22 protein-coding genes are annotated in these 22947 nt (G+C 41.7%); 7 read left to right on the top strand and 15 right to left on the bottom strand.

Going from position 1 to position 22947, the window contains the following annotated elements:
• Positions 1–13: 13 nt before the first annotated feature.
• On the bottom strand, positions 14–1204 hold the full coding sequence (locus J8Z25_RS11880) for an MFS transporter (RefSeq protein WP_130050947.1): 1191 nt from the start codon (positions 1202–1204) through the stop codon (positions 14–16).
• A gap of 268 nt (positions 1205–1472) precedes the next feature.
• Here J8Z25_RS11880 and J8Z25_RS11875 point away from each other — a divergent pair, with 268 nt between their 5' ends.
• The 3 genes from J8Z25_RS11875 (at position 1473) to J8Z25_RS11865 (ending at position 5761) form a co-directional block, all read left to right on the top strand.
• Complete coding sequence (locus J8Z25_RS11875; protein WP_178927240.1) at positions 1473–2324, top strand: universal stress protein; 852 nt, start codon at positions 1473–1475, stop codon at positions 2322–2324.
• Between the two features lie 104 nt (positions 2325–2428).
• Positions 2429–4561 (top strand): TonB-dependent receptor, encoded by a 2133-nt coding sequence (locus J8Z25_RS11870; RefSeq protein WP_239977494.1) that lies wholly within the window; start codon positions 2429–2431, stop codon positions 4559–4561.
• 165 nt (positions 4562–4726) lie between these two features.
• The gene (locus tag J8Z25_RS11865) at positions 4727–5761 is read left to right on the top strand and encodes an IS110 family RNA-guided transposase (protein WP_250661092.1); all 1035 of its coding nucleotides are present in this window, start codon (positions 4727–4729) and stop codon (positions 5759–5761) included.
• Between the two features lie 517 nt (positions 5762–6278).
• Here the strand turns inward: J8Z25_RS11865 and J8Z25_RS11860 are convergent.
• The 3 genes from J8Z25_RS11860 to J8Z25_RS11850 form a co-directional block, all read right to left on the bottom strand.
• Positions 6279–7136, bottom strand: a complete 858-nt coding sequence (locus J8Z25_RS11860) for an AraC family transcriptional regulator (RefSeq protein ID WP_250661091.1) — start codon at positions 7134–7136, stop codon at positions 6279–6281.
• 610 nt (positions 7137–7746) lie between these two features.
• Positions 7747–9293 (bottom strand): IS3 family transposase gene (locus J8Z25_RS11855; RefSeq protein WP_250661090.1). Its coding sequence is split into 2 segments (ribosomal slippage): positions 7747–8813 and positions 8813–9293, totalling 1548 coding nucleotides; the frame shifts between segments, so codons are not numbered across the junction.
• Positions 9294–9594: 301 nt separating this feature from the next.
• Positions 9595–9741 (bottom strand): DUF2986 domain-containing protein, encoded by a 147-nt coding sequence (locus J8Z25_RS11850; RefSeq protein WP_250661089.1) that lies wholly within the window; start codon positions 9739–9741, stop codon positions 9595–9597.
• Positions 9742–9897: 156 nt separating this feature from the next.
• On the opposite strand from J8Z25_RS11850, the gene J8Z25_RS11845 reads away from it, so the two are divergent.
• Positions 9898–11388 carry a dipeptidase gene (locus J8Z25_RS11845; RefSeq protein WP_130050952.1) on the top strand — a complete coding sequence of 497 codons (1491 nt, stop codon included), beginning with the start codon at positions 9898–9900 and terminating at the stop codon, positions 11386–11388.
• Positions 11389–11455: 67 nt separating this feature from the next.
• On the opposite strand, the gene J8Z25_RS11840 is transcribed toward J8Z25_RS11845, so the two are convergent.
• The 8 genes from J8Z25_RS11840 to yghU form a co-directional block, all read right to left on the bottom strand.
• On the bottom strand, positions 11456–12247 hold the full coding sequence (locus J8Z25_RS11840; RefSeq protein WP_250661088.1) for a putative porin: 792 nt from the start codon (positions 12245–12247) through the stop codon (positions 11456–11458).
• Between the two features lie 167 nt (positions 12248–12414).
• A complete protein-coding gene (locus J8Z25_RS11835) occupies positions 12415–12843 on the bottom strand; it encodes an OsmC family protein (protein ID WP_250661087.1) in 429 nt (142 codons plus the stop codon).
• A gap of 89 nt (positions 12844–12932) precedes the next feature.
• Positions 12933–13085 (bottom strand): DUF2256 domain-containing protein, encoded by a 153-nt coding sequence (locus J8Z25_RS11830; protein WP_178927236.1) that lies wholly within the window; start codon positions 13083–13085, stop codon positions 12933–12935.
• A complete protein-coding gene (locus tag J8Z25_RS11825; RefSeq protein WP_250661086.1) occupies positions 13075–14571 on the bottom strand; it encodes a cryptochrome/deoxyribodipyrimidine photo-lyase family protein in 1497 nt (498 codons plus the stop codon). Before J8Z25_RS11825 ends, J8Z25_RS11830 begins: the two co-directional genes overlap by 11 nt.
• 133 nt (positions 14572–14704) lie before the next feature.
• Positions 14705–15304: an FMN-dependent NADH-azoreductase gene (locus J8Z25_RS11820; protein ID WP_250661085.1), complete on the bottom strand. Its 600-nt coding sequence runs from the start codon at positions 15302–15304 to the stop codon at positions 14705–14707.
• A gap of 296 nt (positions 15305–15600) precedes the next feature.
• Entirely contained in the window at positions 15601–15987 is a 387-nt protein-coding gene (locus J8Z25_RS11815) for a hypothetical protein (protein ID WP_250661084.1), read from the bottom strand.
• Between the two features lie 60 nt (positions 15988–16047).
• A complete protein-coding gene (locus J8Z25_RS11810) occupies positions 16048–17346 on the bottom strand; it encodes an MFS transporter (protein WP_167657999.1) in 1299 nt (432 codons plus the stop codon).
• A 36-nt stretch (positions 17347–17382) separates the two neighbouring features.
• Positions 17383–18222 carry a glutathione-dependent disulfide-bond oxidoreductase gene (gene yghU / locus J8Z25_RS11805; protein WP_130050960.1) on the bottom strand — a complete coding sequence of 280 codons (840 nt, stop codon included), beginning with the start codon at positions 18220–18222 and terminating at the stop codon, positions 17383–17385.
• A gap of 111 nt (positions 18223–18333) precedes the next feature.
• Here yghU and J8Z25_RS11800 point away from each other — a divergent pair, with 111 nt between their 5' ends.
• Positions 18334–18708 (top strand): SpoIIAA family protein, encoded by a 375-nt coding sequence (locus J8Z25_RS11800; protein ID WP_130050961.1) that lies wholly within the window; start codon positions 18334–18336, stop codon positions 18706–18708.
• A gap of 11 nt (positions 18709–18719) precedes the next feature.
• Positions 18720–19736: an endonuclease/exonuclease/phosphatase family protein gene (locus J8Z25_RS11795; protein WP_250662034.1), complete on the top strand. Its 1017-nt coding sequence runs from the start codon at positions 18720–18722 to the stop codon at positions 19734–19736.
• A gap of 18 nt (positions 19737–19754) precedes the next feature.
• Here the strand turns inward: J8Z25_RS11795 and J8Z25_RS11790 are convergent, their stop codons facing one another.
• Positions 19755–20345 carry a rhomboid family intramembrane serine protease gene (locus tag J8Z25_RS11790; protein WP_250661083.1) on the bottom strand — a complete coding sequence of 197 codons (591 nt, stop codon included), beginning with the start codon at positions 20343–20345 and terminating at the stop codon, positions 19755–19757.
• Positions 20346–20443: 98 nt separating this feature from the next.
• Positions 20444–21130 carry a type 1 glutamine amidotransferase domain-containing protein gene (locus J8Z25_RS11785; RefSeq protein WP_167657996.1) on the bottom strand — a complete coding sequence of 229 codons (687 nt, stop codon included), beginning with the start codon at positions 21128–21130 and terminating at the stop codon, positions 20444–20446.
• Between the two features lie 134 nt (positions 21131–21264).
• On the opposite strand from J8Z25_RS11785, the gene J8Z25_RS11780 reads away from it, so the two are divergent.
• Positions 21265–22176 carry a LysR family transcriptional regulator gene (locus tag J8Z25_RS11780; protein WP_250661082.1) on the top strand — a complete coding sequence of 304 codons (912 nt, stop codon included), beginning with the start codon at positions 21265–21267 and terminating at the stop codon, positions 22174–22176.
• Here the strand turns inward: J8Z25_RS11780 and J8Z25_RS11775 are convergent.
• The gene (locus J8Z25_RS11775; protein ID WP_250661081.1) at positions 22173–22910 is read right to left on the bottom strand and encodes a dienelactone hydrolase family protein; all 738 of its coding nucleotides are present in this window, start codon (positions 22908–22910) and stop codon (positions 22173–22175) included. The genes J8Z25_RS11780 and J8Z25_RS11775 overlap by 4 nt on opposite strands.
• Between the last annotated feature and the right edge of the window lie 37 nt (positions 22911–22947).

Here is a 22947-nt window from a genome sequence, read left to right as displayed (position 1 = left end):
GACAGCTGAGAGCTTAAGGCTTACAGCTTTGTCTTTTCATCTGCATCGCACTTAACGACCACATTAAAAAGCCACCTAAGAATAGTGCCGCCGAAACATAGCCTGTTTGACTTGGCAGTGCGCCTTCGGCAATAGCCATGCCGCCAAGCCAAGGGCCAATGGCATTGGCTGTATTAAACGCACACTGTACTAGCGCACCAATCATGGCATGCCCTTGTGGTGATACATCCATTAATAGCGATTGGATCACGGTACCTAAACCAACACTAAAACCAATAAAGAAAATCACCGCATATAACAGCCAAATATTGTGGCTGGCGCTTACATAACTGGCTGCAAATACAACAGCACCAATTAGCGCTGCGCCTGTGGTTTTCAGCGGTGAGTGGTCGGCGGCTTTACCTAATACGTAGTTACCTAAAGTACAGCCAATACCAAACATGATCATGGCAATAGAGATAGTGTAAGCAGGGGTATGGGTGACTTCTAAAATAGTGTCGGCAATGTAAGTGTAAACACAAAATACACCACCAAAACCAATAATGATGATACCTAGAATGGTCCATACGAGCTTGTTCTTTAATACACTTAACTCATCGAGAATCGATGTTGGTGCGGTATTTTTTACGTTAGGTACGTATTTCACAATCAATACCAAGGCAACTAACGCAAGTACAGCGGTGCCCGCCAAACAATAACGCCAGCTAAAGTTTTGACCCACAAGGGTGACCATGGGCACGCCAACGATAGTAGCAATGGTTAAACCCATAAATACTTTTGACATAAAGCTTGCCCGTTTATCGGCAGGGGCGATATCGGCGGCTAATAAAATAGCAGCGGCGAAGTAGGCACCGTGTGGTAAACCACTTAAAAAGCGAAATAAAATAAGTTGCTCAAGTGAGTTTGCAAAAGCACTTAAACCATTGAATAAAAACATCATACTGACAAACATCAACAGTGCATTGCGCTTACGCATGTTGGCGGTTGTGATCATAAAGAGTGGGGCACCGACGACTACGCCTATTGCGTAAGCACTGATGGCATAACCACTTTGCGCTGGCGTAGACGAAAATGTTTCGCTGATCAAGGGCAACATTGGCATCATAGAAAATTCTGATAGGCCTAAAATGAATGTGCCTAAAGCCAATACTATCAGAATGGTAAACGTGCTTGCGTTGCCTTGGGGGTTGGCTACGTTAGTCATGTAATTCCTTTAAAAATAAATTTAAAAACAAAATAGATTTTTGATAATTGAAAATGCCAGTAACAAATACTTTGTTCTGGAGTAGAGATGTGTGCCCAGCGCTATTGTAATACAAATTAACGGGGTTGATACAGTACTTTTTGGAACGTTCTATATTTGTTTGCTATAAGAAAATAACCTGAACTTCTTAAGTCTTTGCTGTTCAAATTAAATACAGATGAAAAGCCAACTATACTTGGTTAACTGAATTGGTTTAAAGGAGAGCGCAATGAAAAAGATATTTGCCTGTATCGACGGTTCATGCATGACCGATGCGGTGACAGAAGCGGCTATTTGGATTTCTAAGCGCTCCAGCCATCCGATAAATTTTCTGCATGCTTTAGAGCCACCTTTGCCCCAGGGCAGTGATGATTTAACCGCAATTATTGGTTTAGGCTCGCAAACCTCATTGTTAGAGCAATTGGCAAAACTTGAACAAGAGCGCAACAAAGTAGCGTCGCAGCATGGTCAATTATTGCTTGATGAAGCAATGAAAAAAGCCGAGCATGCAGGCCTAACCGAGATTGAGCAACAGCAGCTTTCAATGAGTCTTGTTGATGCCTTACTTGAACATGAAGACAATGCCCGCGTAATGATTATTGGCCGCTCAGGTAAAGGCCATTACGATGATTTTAAAGTTCTGGGCTCGCATATTGAAACGCTGATCCGTCAGGTGCATACCCCGGTTGCGATTGTGCCGCCGCAATTTCATGAGCCTACAAATTTTATGCTGGCTTATGATGGCTGCGAAAGTACCGACAAAGCGATTACACAAATTATCAATGGTGGCATTTTATCTGGCTTAGATTGCCACTTGGTGATGGTGGATAAACAAGATGGTCACAGCCAAGACAAACTTGATACCGCCTCAGCAAGGCTGGCTGAAAACGGCTTTAATGTCAGAGCGCGCATGCTCGATGGCGATGTTTACCAAGCTTTGTGGCGATATAAAAGTGACCATGCCGTTGACTTAATGGTGATGGGCGCATTTGGTCACTCTAAATGGCGGCAATTCTTTTTAGGCAGCACGACCTTAAAAATGATTGAAGATAGCCGTATTCCTTTAGTGGTGCTGCGCTAAGTTATTTACCTGTGACAGGGTGCGACAATATGTCACGTGTTCAGACTAATTAATGAGTTTTATAATCGGCGTCATTAATTATTTGCTTTGATTTTAAAAGAGTTATGAACACGCAATCTTCTCGCCCTGGTTTTTTATTTTCTAAAATTGCTGCAGCACTTAGCTGTGTTTTAAGTATTTCTGCCTTTGCTGATGATTCTATTGAAGTGATAGAAGTGCAAGGTCATGCCCAAAATAACCATCAATTAGTTGGCTCTGCTGACTCATTACTGAAAGATTTAGGTGTTGATTTTTCAGCAGCCGGAGGTGTGTCTAACTTGCCGGTGATGAACGGCATGATGGGAGATAGAGTTAAAGTTTTAGTTGATGGTGCTGATGTCACAGCAGCGTGTGCTAACCAAATGAACCCGCCACTCTCTTATGTGTCGGCAAACCAAATTGCCTCTTATAGTGTTGTTGCTGGTGTATCACCGGTAAGCAGTGGCGGTGATAATATTGCTGGTGTTATCAGGGTAAATACGATTGCCCCTGAATTTAGTGATACAGACTCAGTTAACTGGCGTGCTGGCTATGTTACTGCCCAGTATAAGAGCGTTAACGACAGCCAAGCATACGCCCTAGGTGCAAGCCTTGCTAGCAAACAGTTTAGCTTGTCTTACCAAGGTAGCTTTGAAGATGCTAACAGCTATGATGATGGGCATGGTGAGCGTGTACTTGATACCTTATATCGAGTGCAAAATCATGCTTTAACAGGCGCTATTCGTGATGAGAAGCAACAGCTTGTAGTTAAACTGACGCATCAAAAGATTCCTTACCAAGGCTTTCCTAATCAGTACATGGATATGACCGATAACACCAGCTATGGTTTCGTTGCTCAGTATCAACGTGAGCTTGAAAATGGTGATTTGCAGGTGCAAGTGAATGCGCATGATGTAAAACACGAAATGGGTTTTTTCAGTAATGAGAAAACCGGCATGATGCCAATGAATACCGATGCACAAGATTACAGTTATCAAATTCACTGGCGCACTGATTTATCAAAACAGTCGTCACTAATGATAGGGCAAGAATACTACGGTTATCGAATTGATGATTGGTGGCCAGCTGTTGCAGGGTCAATGATGATGGGCCCAAATGAATACGTAAACATTAATGATGGCAAACGTGACCGCCTTGCGGCATTTGCTGAGTATCAAAACCAAGTAAACCAAGCATGGTGGGTATCGGCAGGTGTTCGTGTTGAGCAAGTAACCACAGATACTGGCGAAGTGCAGGCTTATAACGAAGGTGGTATGGGCGGCATGGGTCATATGGGATCGATGATGGATATGTCAAAAACCGATGCCCAAGCTGCGATGGAGTTTAACCAATTAGACCGTAAACGTGACGACACTTTAGTTGATATTAGCTTACTTGCTCGCTATCAATTATCGAACAACGATGAGCTGCAATTTGGTTTAGCTCGTAAAAACCGCGCACCCAATTTATATGAGCGTTATAGCTGGGGTGTCGGCACGATGGCAACCACCATGATTGGTTGGTTTGGCGATGGTAACGGTTATATTGGTAACCCAGATTTAGAAGCCGAAACAGCCCACACATTAAGCTCTAGCTACACCAAATTAGCCAAAGACGATAGCTGGCAAGTAACGGCAAATGTTTGGTACACGCAAGTAAATGATTATATTGATGCTGAAGTTACTAAGAGCTTTAATCGCACCGACATGGCGCATACTAAGCGTAATATTCTTACTTTCACGAACCTAGATGCGACACTTTACGGTGCAAAACTGGCGGGCCTGATTGAACTTTACAACACAAAGCAAGCAGGAAAGTGGCAGCTAAAAGGCTCACTAACCAGTACTCATGGCGAACGTGATGATAGCAATGAAGACTTATATCAAATTATGCCACTGCACACTGAACTGAGCCTAGAGCACGAATACAAAGGCTGGCAAAACGCACTGAGCTGGCAGTGGGTTGATAGTAAAACTAATGTTGATGAGCGTCGTTTAGAAAACCAAACCGACAGTTATCAGCTATTGGCTATTTCAAGCCAGAAAACGTGGCAAAATTTAACCTTTAAGTTGGCAATTACTAACTTACTTGACGAATACTACCAACAGCCACTTGGCGGTGTAAGTATTGCTAATTATAAGCAAGATATGAGTAATGGCTTTGAGCAACTTGCAGGACAAGGCCGCTCGTATAATGCCAGTGTGAGTTATAGGTTTTAGGGGAAAGCTATCAGCTTTCAGCTGTCAGTTTGAAGCTGAACGGTGTTGCTTACAGGCCTTTACCAAATGCCTTGCTCGTAGGAGATGTATGGACTCCTCCCCCAAATAGGGTGAGTACGGTATAAAGAGATTGGACAATTACTTTTACCAATAAGGAATCCATACATGTCAAAATTTAACCTAATTAGTATCGACTTGGCAAAAAATGTTTTTCAAGTCGGTAAGTTTTTTCATCAAAAACTACAAAGTAATAAAGCGGTGAGCAGAAAAGAGCTACTAACCATACTCACTACGTCACCTCGTTGTAAAGTTGTCATGGAGTCATGTGGCGGTGCTCATTATTGGGCACGCAAAGCGCGTAGTGTTGGTCATGAAGTCGTGATTCTAGACCCTCGATTTGTCAAAGCATTTAGAGTTGGCCAGAAAACGGATGCAAATGATGTCATTGCAATAGCTGCGGCTTCTTTCTCACCCAATGTTCGCCCGTGTAAATCACTGACACAAGCACAGCAAAGCTTACAATCAATCGAGCGAATGCGTGCGTTAGCTGAAAAGCAAAAACGGCAGTTGGCTAATCAAGTCAGGGGCCTGTTACTTGAATTTGGAATTGTAATCAAGCAGTCAGAATGCGCGTTTAGGCAAGCTATCCCTGAGATTCTAGAAGATAGCGATAATGGATTAACCGCTGGTTTAAGGCAGTGTATAGCTCAGTGCTATGAATTATTTAAAGCGCAATCAACATTAAAAGAAACATTAAATGAGTTACTGATAGGTTTAGTAAAACAAGATGAGCAATGTGAACGCTTACTGGCACTTGAGGGTGTCGGGCCTATCACAGCGGTTGGTTTATTAATAAGCTTAAGTGACACAGCCCATTTTACGAGTGGACGTAATGCGGCAGCCAATGTTGGTGTCACCCCGCGCCAGCACTCAAGTGGTGGAAAAGTACGAATAGGTCATATAGCCAAATACCGTGGCGAGATAACATTACGGAGCCACTTGTTTCTCGGAGCCAGAGCAGTCATCAGTCAGTTAAAGCATCGAGAGCCAAAAACGAAAAAAGAACAATGGCTCAAAGCATTAGTTGAAAGACGCGGTGTGAAGTGCGCCGCCATTGCGTTAGCAAATAAAACAGTTAGGACAGCGTATGCCATGCTGAAAAAGGGCACGAGTTATGAACCAATGCTACTGACAAATTAATATTTAGCCTTCGATAACAGAAACAACAGTATTGACCAAGAACCTGCGTTAAGCGGTTAGACCCACCCTTGATAGCCTGTAAAGTACCTGGCGTGTTAAAACACCGAGTAGGAGAAGAGGCACAAGGGCGCGAATACATCAAAGGGCCGAGGTAGCTCCTCATTATGAGCCCGCATATAAGCACGCAGTCTGACAAAATTAACGAAGGGTATTGTGCAATAGGAGGAGTCCATATAAGGTACTTTAGTGCCGAAAATATCTTCACAAAGATAATGACGAGCCGTCACTTTCAGATTAAAAACCAGAGTTTCTAGTTACGAGAGTAAAGTTAGCGAGTCAGGTCACGTGTCCGATACAAATGTGAAATAAGCTGTCGTAGGCGTGAAATTTATTTCGCGCGTTATCTTTTTATATTGCGCGGTGTAAAATCGCGCCTACAATCTTTGTCTCGCAACTCGCAACTCGCAACTCGCAACTCGCAACTCGCAACTCGCAACTCGCAACTCGCAACTCGCAATCATTTTATCGGCAAATATATATCCGTTTGCAGGTCACATTCATCTACCTCATGGATGAGGTTGAGGTAATGAAAAAAGCAAGGGAAGTCTCGGACCTCTTCGCCACTTTGCACCAGCCATTCACGGTATAAGTAGTAAACTGTATCGCTAATGGTGTCATGAGAGCCATTATGACGTACTACTGCACAGCGTCCTGCTGGGATTTCACCATTACGCACGCCTTGCGGGTTTTCAGTAATCGGTGAGGTGATACTGCCTGCAAAGTCAAAACGAAATGCATGGTCTTCAGTCGTTGCCGGATCGCTATATGGGATCCCATAAGTATTACTCGTTTTAACGGGTGAGAAGCCTGATTCTTTGCGCCACTCAATAAATTGTGCAGCGGTATTCATCAGGGTATTAGCAGCGCCTTGGTGGGTAAGTAACGCCACAGGCTGTGCTTTAAAATCAACAATGTTTACGTTCATAGGGCAAACCTTTTTATCGGGTAATGAAAATTCAAACTGTGAGTGCCAATTAGGCCAGTTTGGTTTGCTTCTGAATTCGCTTGGAGACTGCTTAAATGTGCGCTTAAAAGCACGGCTAAATGCTTCTGGGCTATCAAATTGCGCTTCTAATGCAATATCAATAACTTTAAGTTGATGCTCAAATGCAATTCGAAATGAGGCCCGCTTTAAGCGCGCAAGTTGCGCATATTTGGTGACACTTAGGCCAACCCCCGCGACAAATAAACGATGAAAATGATATTTCGAGCAACATGCCACCTCACTCAGTGTCTCCAGTGATAAAGGTTCATCAAGATGCTGACTAATATAGTCACAGACTAGCTCAATGCGTTGTTGTTGCTTCGTTTTCATGGTTACTCGTTAATGCTTTTCAGAAGTGGGGCCAGTTTGCCATGGCCCCTAAGTCGTTACCTGATTGAAATTGAGCATTTTGCTTAACATTCACGAATTGTAGCAGCTGCTTTTAAGTCAGAGAAAGCGTTAGAAGCTCCTTGAAGAAATCAGGGTAAGATAATTGAATAAATACTTTTTTATCTAGAGCGCAACGCTTCTTATTCTCTTTATGGGGTTTAGTGTTTCTTTGTGTAGCGCGAAGCGCCTCTTAATCTCTTTGTGCAATAAGTATCTTTGATGTAGGCGTGAAATTTATTTCGCGTTAAAACAAATTGCACAAAGAGAAGTGAATGAGAAGACAATGAGGGGAAACAATAGATCTTTTTTCTAACCACAGAGGACATAGAGAGCACAGAGGAAGAGAAGGAGAGACCATAATCTCTTTGTAAAAATTGTTTTCTCTGTGTAGCGCGAAGCGCCTCGGTGTACTCTGTGGTTCAAATTGTCCTTTTCACAAAGAGAACAGAATGAGAAGACAATGAGAAGACAATGAGGGAAAACAATAAATTACTTGTTGTTTTGCTCTAAAGCGGAGTTTTTCAAGTTAGTTGTCGCCTCAAGTTAAATTTTATGCCGCCCGCATTTCTTCTTTTTTCTCAGGGTTTAAATTTACTTCATTTATCATTGACCAGTCTCGTGACTTTCCTGACCAACGACTTGGGTTATTCAATTTAGCTGCGTCGTTTACCTGCTGACGCTTAGCTAATATTTCTTTATCTAAACCTGAATGACGTTGGTTTGGCGTCACAAATTTTATACCACTGTGTAGGTGCTCATTATTGTACCAATCAACGAACCCACTTACCCATTCTCTTGCTGCGCTTATATCTTCAAATGCCTTTTCTGGGTATTCTGGGCGATACTTTAACGTTTTAAATAACGACTCAGAGTATGGATTGTCATTACTTACTGACGGTCGACTAAATGATGGCACAATCCCTAACTCCTGTAATGTTGCCAGTAATGTCGCGCCTTTCATTGGGCTACCATTATCTGAGTGCAACGTGACTTGCTCGCGCTTTATTTGCTCCCGACTGCAAATATCCTTCATTAAATCTGCGGCTAATTCACTTAACTGTGTGTCGTAAACCTGCCAGCCAACAACCTTTCGACTAAAAATGTCCATCACTAAATATAAGTATAAAAATTGCCCTTTTACGCTCGTTGGTAAATAGGTGATATCCCAAGTGTATACTTCATTTGCACGCACTGCTTTCAATGCTCTTGGCTTTTTCATCGGCTTAGCTGGCTTTACTTTTTCTCTATGCGTTAATAAGTTATGTGCCTTCATGACACGATAAAACGAACTTTCAGACGCTATCCATATGCCCTTATCAAGCAGCTTAGGGACTATTTTACTGGCCGGTAAATGCCCATATTCGGCTGAATTAACCGTATTAATAATGCGCTGCCGCTCTAACTCTGTGAGACGGTTTGGCGGCTGTTTTTTCGTACTCGTCCGTTTGTCAGTCATATCGTCTGCTTCAATCCATCGCTGAACGGTTCTTAGTGTCAGTCCAAGTAACTCACATGCCTTTTCTTTCCTTGCCCCTGAAGCCTGTGCGTTTGTGATAAGCGTTATTAATTCATGTCGCTCAGTCGCTGTTGTTAATCGTCCTCGTTGAAACCCCAAAGTGCATCCGCTTTTTTTTTGAGCACAAGCAGAGCGGCAGTTTCAGCTAAGGCCTTATCTTTGCGATTCAGTTCTTTTTGCAGTTGCTTTATTTCTTGCTTAAGCTGTTTACTGTCTGACTTTACTGTTTTATTTGAAGGTGGTGTTACTAAGTCTTTCTTCCATTGCTGAATATGATGCGGATAAAGCCCTATATTACGGCAGTATTCATTTATGGCGGCTTCATCTAAACTTCCACACTCAATGACCGCGTTGAGCCTTTCTTCTAAACTCCAGTCTTGTGGTCGTTTTTCTGCTGTCATTTGGCTACCCGTCTGGTGTATTTCAAGTTGATGCTTTTTTGCCAGTGCTATCCAACGTTGTAACGTTGAATAACCGACACCTAAATCATCTGCAATATCTTCTAAGCGAACATCATCACATTGAGATAATGCTTTTTCAACAGCTTGAACTTTAAATTCTTGTGTAAATTGACGTCTCATTTTATTTGCCTCTGCTAAATGTTAGAGGCGACAACTATCCTGACACAGGGGGAAAGCGAAGCGTCTCTTATCCTCTTTGTGATTTTAATGTTTCTCTGTGCAGCGCGAAGCGCCTCGGTGTACTCTGTGGTTCAAATTGTCTTTTACACAAAGAGAACAGAATGAGAAGACAATGAGTAAAAATAATAGATTACTTGTTGTTTTCTCTAAAGCGAAGCGTCTCTTATCCTCTTTGTGAATCATAGAAGTGTTGCGCGATGTAAAATCGCGCCTACAATCTTACCGCTGACCGCTAGGTATTTTAACTTTCCTGCTCAGTTTCTTGCTGTGCTAATTTTTCGCGTTCTGCTTTTGAGATATATGACGGTTTATTGCTTTTATGCAATTTTGCATTGGCGCGCTTATCTTTTTGCTTAAGTTTAGTGAAGATCTTTTTTCTGCGGTTCATGAGTCTAACAAACGAATTAATAGGGTGAGTGGCTATTGTACCTTGTTGGTATTTTTAAGCGATCTATTTTGCTTGAATTAGAGATGTTATGTCGGCGTTATAAGCGTTACAATCAAGGCGACTTTCTAAAAACCTTCTTAAACTCTGGAGCTTATCTTGAAACATTCATTACTTGCTGCATTTTTATTAAGTGCTTTCTCTAGTCAGGCTGCTGTGTCTGAGCAAAGTGAAAAGCTGGCTAACTACGCGGTAGAGCAATATCAACAAGCGCAAATTCATACCTTAGAGAATTTAGTTTCGTACCCAACAGTGAATAAAGAAGGTCTAGCGACTCCTGATAACCCTGATTTCATTGGCTTTAAGTCGTTCTTAAAAATGAAAGCGGCGCAGTTTGGTTTTGATTACCAAGATTTAGGCTACACAGTATTAATTGGCATGGGTAACCAAGCTGACAAAGTAACCATAGTAACCCATGGTGATGTGCAGCCAGCAGATGCCAGTAAATGGCAGCAAAGTCCATTTAAAATGGATAAAACCTCTGAGCCAGGAAAGCTAATAGCCCGTGGGACAGAAGATGACAAAGGTGCTATTGCGACTGCATTGCATGCAATGAAGGCGATTAAAGACAACGGCATTACTTTAAATAACCGTATTGAATTAATGGTTTACCTTGCTGAAGAATCAGATTGGGCACCACTCGAAGAGTTCATGAAAACCTATCAGCAACCTAAATATGCTGTCACTATTGATGCTTCATACCCTGTGGTTGTTGCAGAAAAAGGCTGGAGCTTAATTGCGCCGACTTTCTCAGCAACCTCAGCACAAACAGGTTTATATGTCAGTGACTTAAAAGGCGGCGCCTTTGTTAGCCAAATCCCTGAAGATGCCAGTGTGTTAGTGCATAACGCTGATGCGGCGACTGTGGCTAAATTACACGATAATGTCGCTAAGCTTAAAAACGTCAAAGTGGCGATGACTGAGCAAGCAAATGGTTTGTTAGTGAAAGTGAAGGGGATTTCTGCGCATTCATCAGAGCCAGAAGCGGGTGAAAATGCGATTGCTCACCTTGCTGAAATCTTCAAAGGCATCGATCTTGAGAACAATAGCGATGGTCAAGCAATTGAGTTTATCAATCAGCTAATTGGTCTTGATTTATATGGCGCGCAATTCGGTGAAATCGGTTACAAGCATGACTTTATGGGTCCGATGACCGTTTCGCCAACTTTATTAAGCCGCGACGGTAACGACATTAAACTGTCGATTAATATGCGTCGTCCAGTGGGTAAACAAGAAACCGTGCTTAGGCAGCAAATTAATGAAGCGCTTAGTGCTTGGCAAACCACGAATAATGTTACGTTAAAAGACACTAAAGTGGTAATTGGTACGCCAATGCTATTAGATGGTGCGCCTCATGCAGAAGCGCTACTCGATATCTTTAAGCACTTTACCGGCGATAAAGACGCGGGCTTTGTATCAATCGGTGGTGGCACAAATGCTAAGCTATTTGATAATGCGGTGTCATTCGGTCCATCAATGCCAGGTAAAAAGTACACAGGCCACTCAGAGCATGAGTTTATTACTGAAGAGCAGTTAGCACTGAACTTAAAGATGTACACTGCAATGATGATGAAGCTAGGTAATATGTAATTCTACATACTAATAAACGCCACTTTTAAAGTGGCGTTTTTGTTTAAAACTGGTGACTCATTCCTATTTAGAATTGGGCAACAAACTTAAGGTTATAAAGTTCAGCAGAGCCGCTTTCAGTGTAATTCGCGGTTAAATAATAGCGATCGTTAATAAAGTACTTACCTTGTAAAACGAGTTCAGAGTCATCCAACCCTGCACCTATGGCATAGTGATCGCCGAAGTAGTAGCTGATCATGGCATTGCTTGCTGATTCATAAAGGCTATCTTGGTGGCCAACATCGACGGTAATGTAATGGCTGCCGCTTAAATGATTAAAGTATCTGGCAGAGACATTCCAAACGTCGAGTTCATCATCTGTTTCTGCGCTAAAACCAAGGTAATCCTTATCGTTGATTTGGAGGTTATACTGGGCTTTTAAGCGAAAATAATCATCACCATATTCACGCACATCCCTATTTACAGAGACTTTTAAGGCATCAATAAATAAGTAGCCTATTCCTAAGGTATAGTCATCAGTATCATCAACATCGTAAATTTCACCTGTAACAAACCAATTTTTATAATAACCTTCACCAAACATGCCAAGATAATCAGTGTAATCGCTATTAAAGTAATTCACTCGGATGTTTGAATCTGTATCTAGGTAGCCATAATCATCGTGCACACCCGAGCTCTGCTGCTCCTCAAAGTAGTAATGGCTCACTAATTGGTAAGCATTAAAACTATATCTGTTATTCTCGATGTGCGTATAGTCGATACTATTGAACCATTGTTTATTTACTTGTTGTTCTGTTGCGATTGAGCAGCTTGAATAAGCAAGTGTTGCAAGAGCAATAGGGGCTAGTTGTTTAAACATACATATCCTTGTTGTATTTGGTTTTGTTTCAGAAACATAATACAACAAGCTGGTATTTACATTGTAATAAAGTGTTGTGGGTTTGTAAGAGTCGCATACCTAATCGCCATAATACTTAATTAAGCATATTGGTATGAAAAGGCCAAGCAACGCTTGGCCAAGTGTGATTAATTAAGCTTTGTGGTGAGTGATATTTCGGCATTCATCAGTTTAGAAATAGGGCAGCCCTGCTTGGTTTGCTCGCAAAGTTGCTCAAACTTTTCGGTCGAAATTTCAGTTATTTTCGCGCTGACATCAAGTGCAATGTGGCTCACTTTGAAGCCGTCATCAACTTCATCAAGGCTCACTGTTGCTTTGGTAGTTATGTCGTCAGCGACAAAGCCTGCTTCTGTTAATGCCAGCGATAGCGCCATGCTAAAACAGCTACTGTGTGCCGCTGCAACCAGTTCTTCAGGGTTAGTACCTGGCTTATCTTCAAAGCGAGTATTAAAACCAAATGGCTGTTTATCAAGCGCACCGCTTTGACTAGAAATATAGCCTTTGCCAGATTTAATATCACCAGACCAACTCGTATGTGCAGATTTTTTAATCGTCATTGTCATCTCCTTTGTAAATTTTTTCGGCTACCGTGAAAGGCTTTCAGGGTTTTGTGCCGAAAACTGTGAGTTAACGATATAAGTGCAACTTAAACGCCAATATTTCTTTTCGCTTCGCGCTTGCAACGCTCAGAGCAGTATTTAACATGCTCCCAGTCACGCTGCCACTTTTTACGCCACATAAATGGCCTGTCACAAACTGGGCAAGTTTTGCTTGGTAAATTAAGCTTTTTATGAACCATGCTGTTGCCTTTTAAGGCTCGTAATATGCTGGCGTAGTACGGCTTTTGTGCCACGCTTCACATCATCACGCTCTCGAAATGACCATAATCGCTCACGAGCATCCTTGGCAGCGCGTTCTATATCGACCATGGGCTCTGGGTAGTCCTCGCCTAGTTTAAAATTATTAAACACGGCTTCCATTGGTGGCTGTTGCCATGGCTGGTGGAGATCCTCTATGGGTAATTCTTTAAGCTCAGGGCACCAGGTTTTAATAAAAAAGCCATCAGGATCTTTGTCTTTTGATTGCTTAATTGGGTTATATAAACGAATAGTGTTAGTTCCTGTGACCGATGCTTGCATTTGGATTTGTGGGTAGTGAATACCCGGCTCAAAATCTAAAAAATAACGCGATAAAATAAAGCTGACTGATTGCCAATGGATATTCATATGATGGGTCATAAAACTCACTAACATAGCGCGCATTCGAAAGTTAATGTAACCCGTTGCTGCTAGACAGCGCATGCAAGCATCAATAATAGGAATACCTGTTTGACCTTGCTCAAAGCGCTTTAAGTGCTCTGCAACGAGTTCATCATCGCGATAAGGGTAACGCAGGTAGCCTGCATTTTGCGGTGCAAACTCCATACTGCATTGAGTTTCGAACTTTTGCATAAAATGACAATGCCAATGAAGCCTAGACTCAAAAGCATGTAATGAACGACGCCAGCTTCTTGGTTGCTTGGGGAGGTAATACTTTAATGTCTGATAAACTTGTCTCAGACTTAAATTTCCCCATGCTAAATAAGGAGAGAGCCTAGAGCATGCATACCTACTTTGTGATGGGCTGGAAATTCCTTTTTGATAACCTGCAGCACGACTTTCAATAAAACTCCTCAGGGTAGCTCTAGCAGCATGAGGTCCGCCATATTGAAAATATTTATCATGGGATGCTAATTTATTTATGTAGTTCGGTATTTGATATTTTTTAGGTAGTATTGCTTTAAACTTGAGCCAGTCAGGGTTATCAAGGGATTCATTCATCACTGTGTGCCAGTGATCTTGCCAGTCACATTGTTTGGGACGAGCTCTAATTACACCGCCCAGAGGTGTTTCATTCCATGTAATTGCTCTTTTTTCAAGCCAATGCCTAACATCTTTGTCTCTGTTGTAGGTGTTTAGTAGGCCAATTTCTTGATGACTGTATACGGTCTTTATTTCAAATTCATCATTAAGTGTTTTAAATAAACTGATCATTTCTTGATTATAAATAGCAACTTGAGTCTGATATTTTTTAAGTTGTTTATTCATATCGACTAATGACTGATAAACAAAGCGCCAATGTCTTAAGCTGTAATGAGGGTCTTCAATCAGCAAAGGCTCGAAGTTATAAACTAACAAGCAAGGGAGATCAGATTGTACTGCTTTGGCAAGAGGTGTGTGATCAGAAAACCTTAAATCACGCTTGAACCACACTATATTAATTGCTTGTTTTTTTAAATTACTCATGACTATTGCTACTTTTAACTTCTGAGCAGCAATACGGGTTATAAAGCGTTTTAGATTACTAAGAGTTGAGTACAGATAATAATAAAGCGGTCATGATGACCGCTTTATTGCTTAGCTTTAAGGTATTGGCGTTTTAGATTGAAGCAGCAAAAGATTTAATCTCATTTGCCGCCGTTTCTAAGCTGTCCTCTGCGCCCGGCATCGCTAAGCCTTCAGCATAAATAAAGTTAACATCTGTCATACCTACAAAACCAAGTACATCTTTTAAGTATTTAGTTTGGGTATCCATGTCGGTGCCTTGATAGATACCACCACGCGCTGCAAGTACTACGACTTTTTTGTCTTTAATTAAACCCACAGGTCCTTGCTCAGTGTATTTAAATGTAATACCAGCACGAGCAATACGATCAATCCAAGCTTTAAATGTTGATGGAATACCAAAGTTATACATTGGCATACCAATAACGATAAGTTCGTTGTCGTTAAGTTCCGCGATTAAATCGTCAGAAATTGCAGCAAGGGCTTTTTGCTCATCGCTACGTTCGTTTGCATCAGTCATCCAAGCAGCCATTTCTGTCTGCGTTAAGTGGGCAATCGCATTGTCGCTTAAATCGCGAGTTGTTACTGAAATTTGTTGGTTGTTAGCAAGCTGCTCAACAAATTGTTGGCTAAGCTTGGTTGAATTACCTTGTTCACCATTTAAAGATGAATTTAACACAAGTACTTTTTTCATCATGTCACCTAAGAAAACTGAAGTTGTGCAGTCATTATAATTAGCAATAAATAAATTAATAATGCTATTAATCGAGTGGTTTATTCGTTTTAAACGAATGAATGGGATGGTTAGTTTTTTAGGCTACTTTTCATAGCTGTGAAATAGAACTTGGAACAGGCTTTATAAAGTAAATATATTAGCCAATTAAACTTTATAGCGGGGGTTACCACCTTTTACATCAGCTAAATTGTTTAAAACTAATAGAGAAAAGGCGGCGTAGGTCGCCTTTTTTAATTACTGATTCTGCGTCAATTTTATTTATAGGCTAATTCAGCATCAATATTGCGCATTAAGTTGGTAACCCAGTTAATGTATTGGCGGTGTATCTTTTCACCATTGTAATCTAGGTTTATCGAATCTTTGTAATCAATAGAGTATTCTTGCTCGTTAAACGTAATATCAACACGTAATTGATGTTTACGAATATCAAGTTTACCTAAGATTTGACCTTCGGCATTTGAACGACATGTCCAGCCTAGTTTCATGCATGCTTTTAAAATATTGGTTTTGATACTTTCAAGGTTATGTTGGCCAGAGGCCATTTGCGGTACAGGGTTAGCGTCAAAGTTACGAATAGGCACACTGGTGCTACAAGCAGAAAGTGTAAGTAGCGTAAGAAGTGCAAAAGCTGCCTTTTTCATAGTAAATCCTTTTTATGGGAACAAAATTAGCGCGATTATGCGCTTTTTTTAAGGCAGGATCTAGACATCAGGCAAAAACCACGCACTGATAGCACCAACTAAGCCTAAGATACTGTAGAAAAAAATCAACTCAGCAGTTGTTAAATAGCTATTTAGTAAGCCGACACTACCGAGTAATAATAATATAACCCCAATCACCGTATTACTGACGGAAACATAGTCAGTACGCTTGTTACCTTCAGCCATATCAACAAGGTAGGTTTTACGCCCAAGTCGAACCCCTTGATGAGCTACTGTGAGTAAAAAATAACATAGTGGTAATAGCCAGAACTCATTGAGCGTTTGTGGGCTGAAATAAGCAACTAAATACACCGCGAAGCCATTAACAGTAACAAGCATAGCAGCAAACATTAATACTTTACGGCTCGATAAATCACTTAGTCGACCCCAAATAGGCGCAGAGACTAAACTGGCAAGCCCAGAAAGTGCCATAAACGTAGCAAGCAATGAAAAGTCGAAAGCTTGTTCACTGGCAAGGACAATATAAAAAGGTGCACTCAAAGCAGAGCATAACAACAATGCTCGCGTGACAATAAAATGTGCAAATTGCTTATCTTGATAAAGCAGTTTTAATTTTGATAAGGCATGTAATAAGCCGTTTTCAGCGCCTTCGGTTGCGCCTTTGTATTCTTGAATACGACTATAACTGAGTGCTGCAAACAACCACATCAAAGCAGCCAACATTAATGCGACATAAACCCCATTTTCATAGCCAAGGCTTTGTAGGTACCACAGACCAAGACCAAAGGTGAGCGTCGCAAACCCGGCAAAACTGGCAGCAAGACCGCTAATGCTGCCGCGTTGTTGTTTAGGTATGACCTTGCCCAGTACATCTTTTGCGGCAATCGAGTTAAAGCCGCGAGCGAGGCTAAAGACAATCAAAATAGCAATGATAGCAAAACCCGCACTTGCGCCTTGTAAGGTCAAAGCACAAACTAGCATGCCAACAATACATAAAGCTTGCACAATCGCACCAATCACCCACACCCACTTTCTGACCGATAGCTGACGAATTAAACTCGCAATTGCCAGTTGTGGCAGCATTGAACCAGACTCACGGATAGGCACAAGCCATGCTATAAAACTAGTTGGTACATTAATGCTTTGTAAAAGCCAGGGCAGGGTTACTTTTGGGTTTAATAGAGCATCGGCAAATTTACTGAATAGCTGGCTAACTAATAAGGTAATAAAATTGCCGGGTACTACCTTACAAGCTGCTTCATCAATTGCCTTACAAGCACGTGCATCTTCAGTGTTACTGAGGCGTTGGTAAATGTCTTCTTTGCTGAGTTTATTCATGTGGTTTAAAGTTATAAAAAAGGGCTAATAAAGCCCTTAAAAATCATCCTTAGAGTGACGCTCAGCTAGTTGCTCAGTTTCATCACCCCATGTTTTATTGACTCTGCGACCACGTTTTACCGCAGGGCGACGCTCAATTTGTTTCGCCCAGCGAAGAACATGGCTGTATGACTCAACATCTAAGAACTCAGCTGCATCATATAGGTTACCAAGCACTAAATTGCCATACCAAGGCCAAATCGCTATATCAGCAATCGAATATTCGCTACCTGCCATGTAGTCATGGTCGCTCAAATGACGGTTTAGTACATCTAACTGGCGTTTAACTTCCATAGTAAAGCGATCTATCGGGTACTGCATTTTGAAAGGCGCGTAACTATAAAAGTGACCGAAGCCACCGCCTAAATAGGGGGCAGAACCCATTTGCCAAAATAACCAATTACGACATTCTGTTTTACTGGCATGATCGCTTGGTATTAGTGAATCAAACTTTTCTGCCAGGTATTGTAAAATTGCGCCTGACTCAAACACGCGCGTAACGGGTGTAGTACTGTGATCCATTAAGGCTGGAATTTTTGAATTAGGATTTACACTCACAAACCCTGAAGAGAATTGATCACCATCGCCAATTTTAATTAAAAATGCATCGTAGTCGGCTTCATCAATACCAAGCTCTAATAGCTCTTCGAGCATGATAGTCACTTTTTGGCCATTCGGTGTCGCAAGAGAGTAGAGTTGAAGATCATGTTTACCAACGGGCAAGTCTTGCTCGTGGGTCGCACCTGAGACCGGACGATTCGTCTTCGCCCATTCACCACCGTTTTCTGCATCCCATTGCCACACTTTAGGTGGCGTATAACTGTCGGTATTACTCATTGAAACTCCTAAATTGTGCTTTAATGAATGTCATTACGAGACTACCATCCTAGTTGATCAGATAGATCAAGGGAAGTACAGTTATTAATTATGAATAATAAGGAGGATGACATGAAAAAGCATGGTTTAGCCATTGGGCTTGAGCGAACAGGTACGACTTTTTATCTCACTATTAAAGTGGTGGGTAAGTTAACGCACGACGATTACAAAACCCTCACCCCTCTCATTGATAATGCAGTAGCCGCAGTCCCAGGTGCAAAAATAAGAGCCTATGTTGATATTACTGAACTAGAAGGCTGGGAGTTGCAAGCCGCTTGGGATGACTTCAAATTGGGGCTTAAACACAACAAAGAATTTTGCCGTATTGCAGTGCTTGGCAACAAAAACTGGCAACAAGTGGCAAGTAAAGTGGGCAACTGGTTTATTAGTGGCGAAGTGAAATATTTTGAAGATCCAATTATTGCCACACAGTGGTTAGACGAATAAGGAATTGAGCGATAGAAAACTATCAATTAAAGGTCGCGACGTTTAATTTATATAATTATTTAGCGCCACCTGACGCATTTTATGATTTTCAGCGAATTTATAGCGCTGAGCAATGGGCTAAAAAGCAGCGCTGGTTGGCCGATTACCTTAAAAACCAGCAGCCAGATATTATTGGCTTTCAAGAAGTGTTCAGTATTAATGAACTTAAACAGCAAGTTAACGCGCAGGGTTATCCCTATTTTGCGGTAGTTGATGAACCGACTGTGATTGATGACTTTATTTATCGCGATCCGGTCGTTGCCATTGCCTCGCGGTATAAAATTGTTGATGTAAGTCAGGTTGAGGCAGAACAAGACGATGTTTTAGCTATGGGCATGAGTGCTCGTTTTAACTTTAGCCGCAGCATTATTCGCGCAACACTTGAGGTACCTCACTTAGGACAGGTCGATTGCTATGTAGTGCACTTTAAATCAAAGCGTAGCATGCTCCAGCACCAAGATGATGAAAGCCGCAGCGAACAGCAAAACTTAGTTATGCAGTTAAAATCGCAAGCCCTTGGGCGCTGGGCATCAAGTATGCAGCGTGGCAGTGAAGCAGCGCTGTTACTCGTTGAAATTATTAAGCGCAGAGCGCACACCAATAACCCTGTGATTGTGATGGGGGACTTTAATAATGAGTTACACGATGGCGTGCTTAACCATTTAATCGCTGACCACCTTCGTTTTAGCGGTCATAGGCAAAATAGCCCATCTCGTTCAGAGTTTAAACTACAAGATAGTTGGCAACTCTATCAGCGCCATGTTGTCACCGAGAACGACAGAGAAGCCACCCACTATTTTGGCAGTAGCAGCTCAGTATTTGATTATATTCTGTTATCCCGTGAGTTTGATGCCGGGTTTCAGGGCAGCTTTTTTGAGGTAGTTGATTATCACACCTATGATCAGCATTTAATCAACCCCCAGTTTGCCTATGATGATCAGAGTACGGATCATGGTGTCGTGATGGTGACAATGAAGTTGCGAGACTAGAAGCTCTCAGCTTTCAGTTTAAAGCTTAGGGTACTTTTGTTTATCACGCTTTGCCATAATATAACCGATGAATGCGCCGCTAATTGCGCCGAATAAATGGCTTTCGAATGAAATATGAATGCGCTGCGGGAAGACACCCCAAATCAGGCCGCTGTATAACACTACAACCGCAATACTAATTAAAATGGCTTTGAATGAGCGGTGCATAATGCCATAGCAAATTAAGTAGCCCCATAAACCGTAAATAACACCACTTAGTCCAACATGAATATTGCTGCGACCAAATAGCCAAACTAATAAACCGCCAATAATTGCTGTACAGGCAAACACCAGCCAGAAACGTTTAACGCTAAATTGGCAAACTAGCCACCCGAGAATAGCAAATGGCACTAGATTACTGAAAAGATGTGCCCAACCACCATGTAAAAATGGCGCAAAAAACACCCCTGATAGGCCTGACATTTGTCGTGGCAAAATACCTAAACCGTTTAAGTTTATGCCGGGTAGGGTATTAATTATTTGCAGTACAAGGCACACAAGCATAATGCCTAAAATTGCGAATCGCTTACTAGTTATAGGAGGAAGTTTGACAGCTTTTTTTTCAGTCATGATGAGAAGCTCTTAAATCAATTTGACCGAATGAGTATAACTTATTAAAAGTGAAGGTAAACACCTTGACGTACAAGGTATTTACCTAAGGTTTAGGGCTAACCTAATTTGGTAAGCAGTTTTTTCGCAGCAAGCTCAGAACTTGCTGGGTTTTGTCCTGTGATTAAAAGGCCATCTTCAATGGCTAGTACACCCCAATCATCGGTTTTTTGATATTGCCCGCCTTGCTTTTTGAGCTCATCTTCAACCAATAATGGTACGACATTGGTAAGCTGTACGGCATCTTCTTCAGAGTTACTAAAACCTGTGACTTTTTTATCAAATACTACAGATTTACCAGCTGAATTTTTCGCATTAAGCAGTACTGCACTGGCGTGACACACGGCACCCACTGGCTTGTCTGAGTTAAGAAATTGCTCAATTAAGTTAATCGAATCTTGGTTATCAACTAAATCCCATAAAGGGCCGTGACCACCTGGGTAGAAAACGGCATCAAAATCACCGGCTTTTACTTCATTTAATGGTTTAGTATTTGCCATTAAGGTTTGAGCTGCGCTGTCTTGTTCAAAGCGTTTAGTCGCATCAGTTGCAGCATCAGGCGCTGCGCTATTTGGATCAACTGGTGGTTGGCCACCTTTAACAGATGCTAAAGTTACCTCTGCCCCGGCATCAATAAAGGCGTAGTAGGGGGCTGCAAACTCTTCCACCCAAAAGCCTGTTTTATGGCCGGTATCGCCAAGCTCATCATGAGAAGTAAGTACCATTAAAATTTTCTTAGCTGACATAGTGAATCCCTTTTTGCTTATTAAATATCGTTAATAACACTATAGGGGCGAAAATAGAGTTAAACAACGCAGATAAATTTGACTTCATTGGTTTAATAATTGATACAATGATTCAGGTTAGATTAGGAGTCTGTATGAAAGTATCGTTCGAGCAATTAAAAAGCATGGTGGTGTTTGCCCATATTGTGCAGCAAGGCAGCTTAACTAAAGCAGCTCAACAACTAGGTTTATCAAGGGCTGTTGTCAGCTACCACTTAAAGAAATTAGAGCAACAACTAAAGCTTACGTTACTTAATCGCTCAACGCGTACCATGACCCTTACCGAAGCGGGTATAGCTTATTATGAACGTTGTCAGGCTATCACCGAGCACGCTGAGGCTGCTAACTTACATCTTGAGAACTTAAAGAGTGAACCGGTTGGGGTTATTAAGCTAAGTTGTCCGGTAAATGTTGGTTTGCAGCTTGTGGTACCTGCACTTGCTCAGTTTAGGCGTTTGTATCCGAAAATTGATATCGATTTACAGCTCAGTGACGATGTGGTTGATATCATCAAAGAGGGCTATGACTTAGCGATTAGAGGCGTAGCCCTTGAAAGCTCAAACTTACAAGCGACTAAACTAGCAAGTATGGCGACCTGCTTATGCGGCTCAGTCGATTACTTTACAAAATACCCTATACCAAAGAGCATTGCCGATTTAGCAGAGCATACATGGGTGGTGTATCAACCAAGTAGTGCTGTTGTCACGCTCAAAAAAGATAAACGCCGCTTTGAGGTGGCTGTTAGTGGTAGCATAAGTACAAATAACGCTGCTGCGCGAACTGCCTTCGTTGAAGCTGGGCATGGTTTAGCGAAGATCCCTGTTTATGATGCATTGCCAAGGATCAAAGCGGGATTACTACGCACAATATTAGATGATTACAAGACTGCTGATATTGAGCTTTATGGGGTGTTCCCGCCAGGAGCCGCGGGAAGCAAAAAATTGCGTGTGTTATTAGATTACCTAAAGGATTATTTTACTAATCAAGTTGCCACACTGACGGTTTAAATAAGCGTTCGATTAAATAAAGCAACGGCTTGTTGATACATAGTTATTGCAAGAGCTGGATCGTATCGCTCACCTTCATCACGCATAAAGGCATGTTGTGCGTTAACTTCTTGCCACTGGTAATTAATTCCTGTTGCAACAGCTTGTTGGTAAATTTTAAGGCGGCCTTCTTTTGGTACATGTGGGTCTTGCTTGCCCCAAATAAAGTGGATCTCACCTTGGATATCTACCATGCGCTCAAATGAGTTATTCCCCTTTTGTGCTGGTAAGGTATCGCTGTGTATATCTGTCGCATATAAACAAAAAGCGGCCTTGATATTTGGGTTTAAAGCAGCACGGTACGCAAGGTGACCACCAATACATACGCCCATAGCACCAACATTTCCCGTGCAGTAATCTTGCTGAGCCGCAAATGCAATTAAAGCTTCAATATCTGAGTCATGACTCTCAAGAGGCTTAGCCCATTTGTCGGCGTTGCCTTTATCTTTACCTGCATCATCATAGGCGAGTACCGTCCCAATAGGATTTAACTCATGAAAAACTTCTGGCACTAACACAACAAAACCATGACCAGCAAGTATTGCCGCAGAGCGCGCAATCGGTGCTGTTTCTTGGAAAATCTCAGAATAGAAAATAACACACGGGTATTTACCTTCTTCTACAGGGCGATAAATACTGGTGCGCATTGCGCCTGTTTTAGTCGCTATGTCGTGGCTATGGTGCTGAATAATCATGTTAATCCTTGTAAAAAACGGTTTAGTTAATAATACC

It is taken from the genome of Pseudoalteromonas sp. SCSIO 43101 (genome assembly GCF_023650775.1).
Classification (GTDB): Bacteria; Pseudomonadota; Gammaproteobacteria; order Enterobacterales; family Alteromonadaceae; genus Pseudoalteromonas; species Pseudoalteromonas apostichopi.
The sequence above is the reverse complement of the archived record's forward strand: the minus strand, read 5'-3'. Positions and strand labels throughout refer to the sequence as shown.

What these genes read in the sequence shown, in the direction of transcription:
- J8Z25_RS11865 (WP_250661092.1), top strand. Translation starts at nt 4,727, where the DNA reads ATGTCAAAATTTAACCTAATTAGTATCGACTTGGCAAAAAATGTTTTT.
- J8Z25_RS11860 (WP_250661091.1), bottom strand. Translation starts at nt 7,136, where the DNA reads ATGAAAACGAAGCAACAACAACGCATTGAGCTAGTCTGTGACTATATT.
- J8Z25_RS11785 (WP_167657996.1), bottom strand. Translation starts at nt 21,130, where the DNA reads ATGTCAGCTAAGAAAATTTTAATGGTACTTACTTCTCATGATGAGCTT.
- J8Z25_RS11815 (WP_250661084.1), bottom strand. Translation starts at nt 15,987, where the DNA reads ATGAAAAAGGCAGCTTTTGCACTTCTTACGCTACTTACACTTTCTGCT.
- J8Z25_RS11825 (WP_250661086.1), bottom strand. Translation starts at nt 14,571, where the DNA reads ATGAGTAATTTAAAAAAACAAGCAATTAATATAGTGTGGTTCAAGCGT.
- J8Z25_RS11875 (WP_178927240.1), top strand. Translation starts at nt 1,473, where the DNA reads ATGAAAAAGATATTTGCCTGTATCGACGGTTCATGCATGACCGATGCG.
- J8Z25_RS11790 (WP_250661083.1), bottom strand. Translation starts at nt 20,345, where the DNA reads ATGACTGAAAAAAAAGCTGTCAAACTTCCTCCTATAACTAGTAAGCGA.
- J8Z25_RS11810 (WP_167657999.1), bottom strand. Translation starts at nt 17,346, where the DNA reads ATGAATAAACTCAGCAAAGAAGACATTTACCAACGCCTCAGTAACACT.
- J8Z25_RS11840 (WP_250661088.1), bottom strand. Translation starts at nt 12,247, where the DNA reads ATGTTTAAACAACTAGCCCCTATTGCTCTTGCAACACTTGCTTATTCA.
- J8Z25_RS11870 (WP_239977494.1), top strand. Translation starts at nt 2,429, where the DNA reads ATGAACACGCAATCTTCTCGCCCTGGTTTTTTATTTTCTAAAATTGCT.
- J8Z25_RS11850 (WP_250661089.1), bottom strand. Translation starts at nt 9,741, where the DNA reads ATGAACCGCAGAAAAAAGATCTTCACTAAACTTAAGCAAAAAGATAAG.
- J8Z25_RS11830 (WP_178927236.1), bottom strand. Translation starts at nt 13,085, where the DNA reads ATGGTTCATAAAAAGCTTAATTTACCAAGCAAAACTTGCCCAGTTTGT.
- J8Z25_RS11780 (WP_250661082.1), top strand. Translation starts at nt 21,265, where the DNA reads ATGAAAGTATCGTTCGAGCAATTAAAAAGCATGGTGGTGTTTGCCCAT.
- J8Z25_RS11775 (WP_250661081.1), bottom strand. Translation starts at nt 22,910, where the DNA reads ATGATTATTCAGCACCATAGCCACGACATAGCGACTAAAACAGGCGCA.
- J8Z25_RS11880 (WP_130050947.1), bottom strand. Translation starts at nt 1,204, where the DNA reads ATGACTAACGTAGCCAACCCCCAAGGCAACGCAAGCACGTTTACCATT.
- J8Z25_RS11800 (WP_130050961.1), top strand. Translation starts at nt 18,334, where the DNA reads ATGAAAAAGCATGGTTTAGCCATTGGGCTTGAGCGAACAGGTACGACT.
- J8Z25_RS11820 (WP_250661085.1), bottom strand. Translation starts at nt 15,304, where the DNA reads ATGAAAAAAGTACTTGTGTTAAATTCATCTTTAAATGGTGAACAAGGT.
- yghU (WP_130050960.1), bottom strand. Translation starts at nt 18,222, where the DNA reads ATGAGTAATACCGACAGTTATACGCCACCTAAAGTGTGGCAATGGGAT.
- J8Z25_RS11835 (WP_250661087.1), bottom strand. Translation starts at nt 12,843, where the DNA reads ATGACGATTAAAAAATCTGCACATACGAGTTGGTCTGGTGATATTAAA.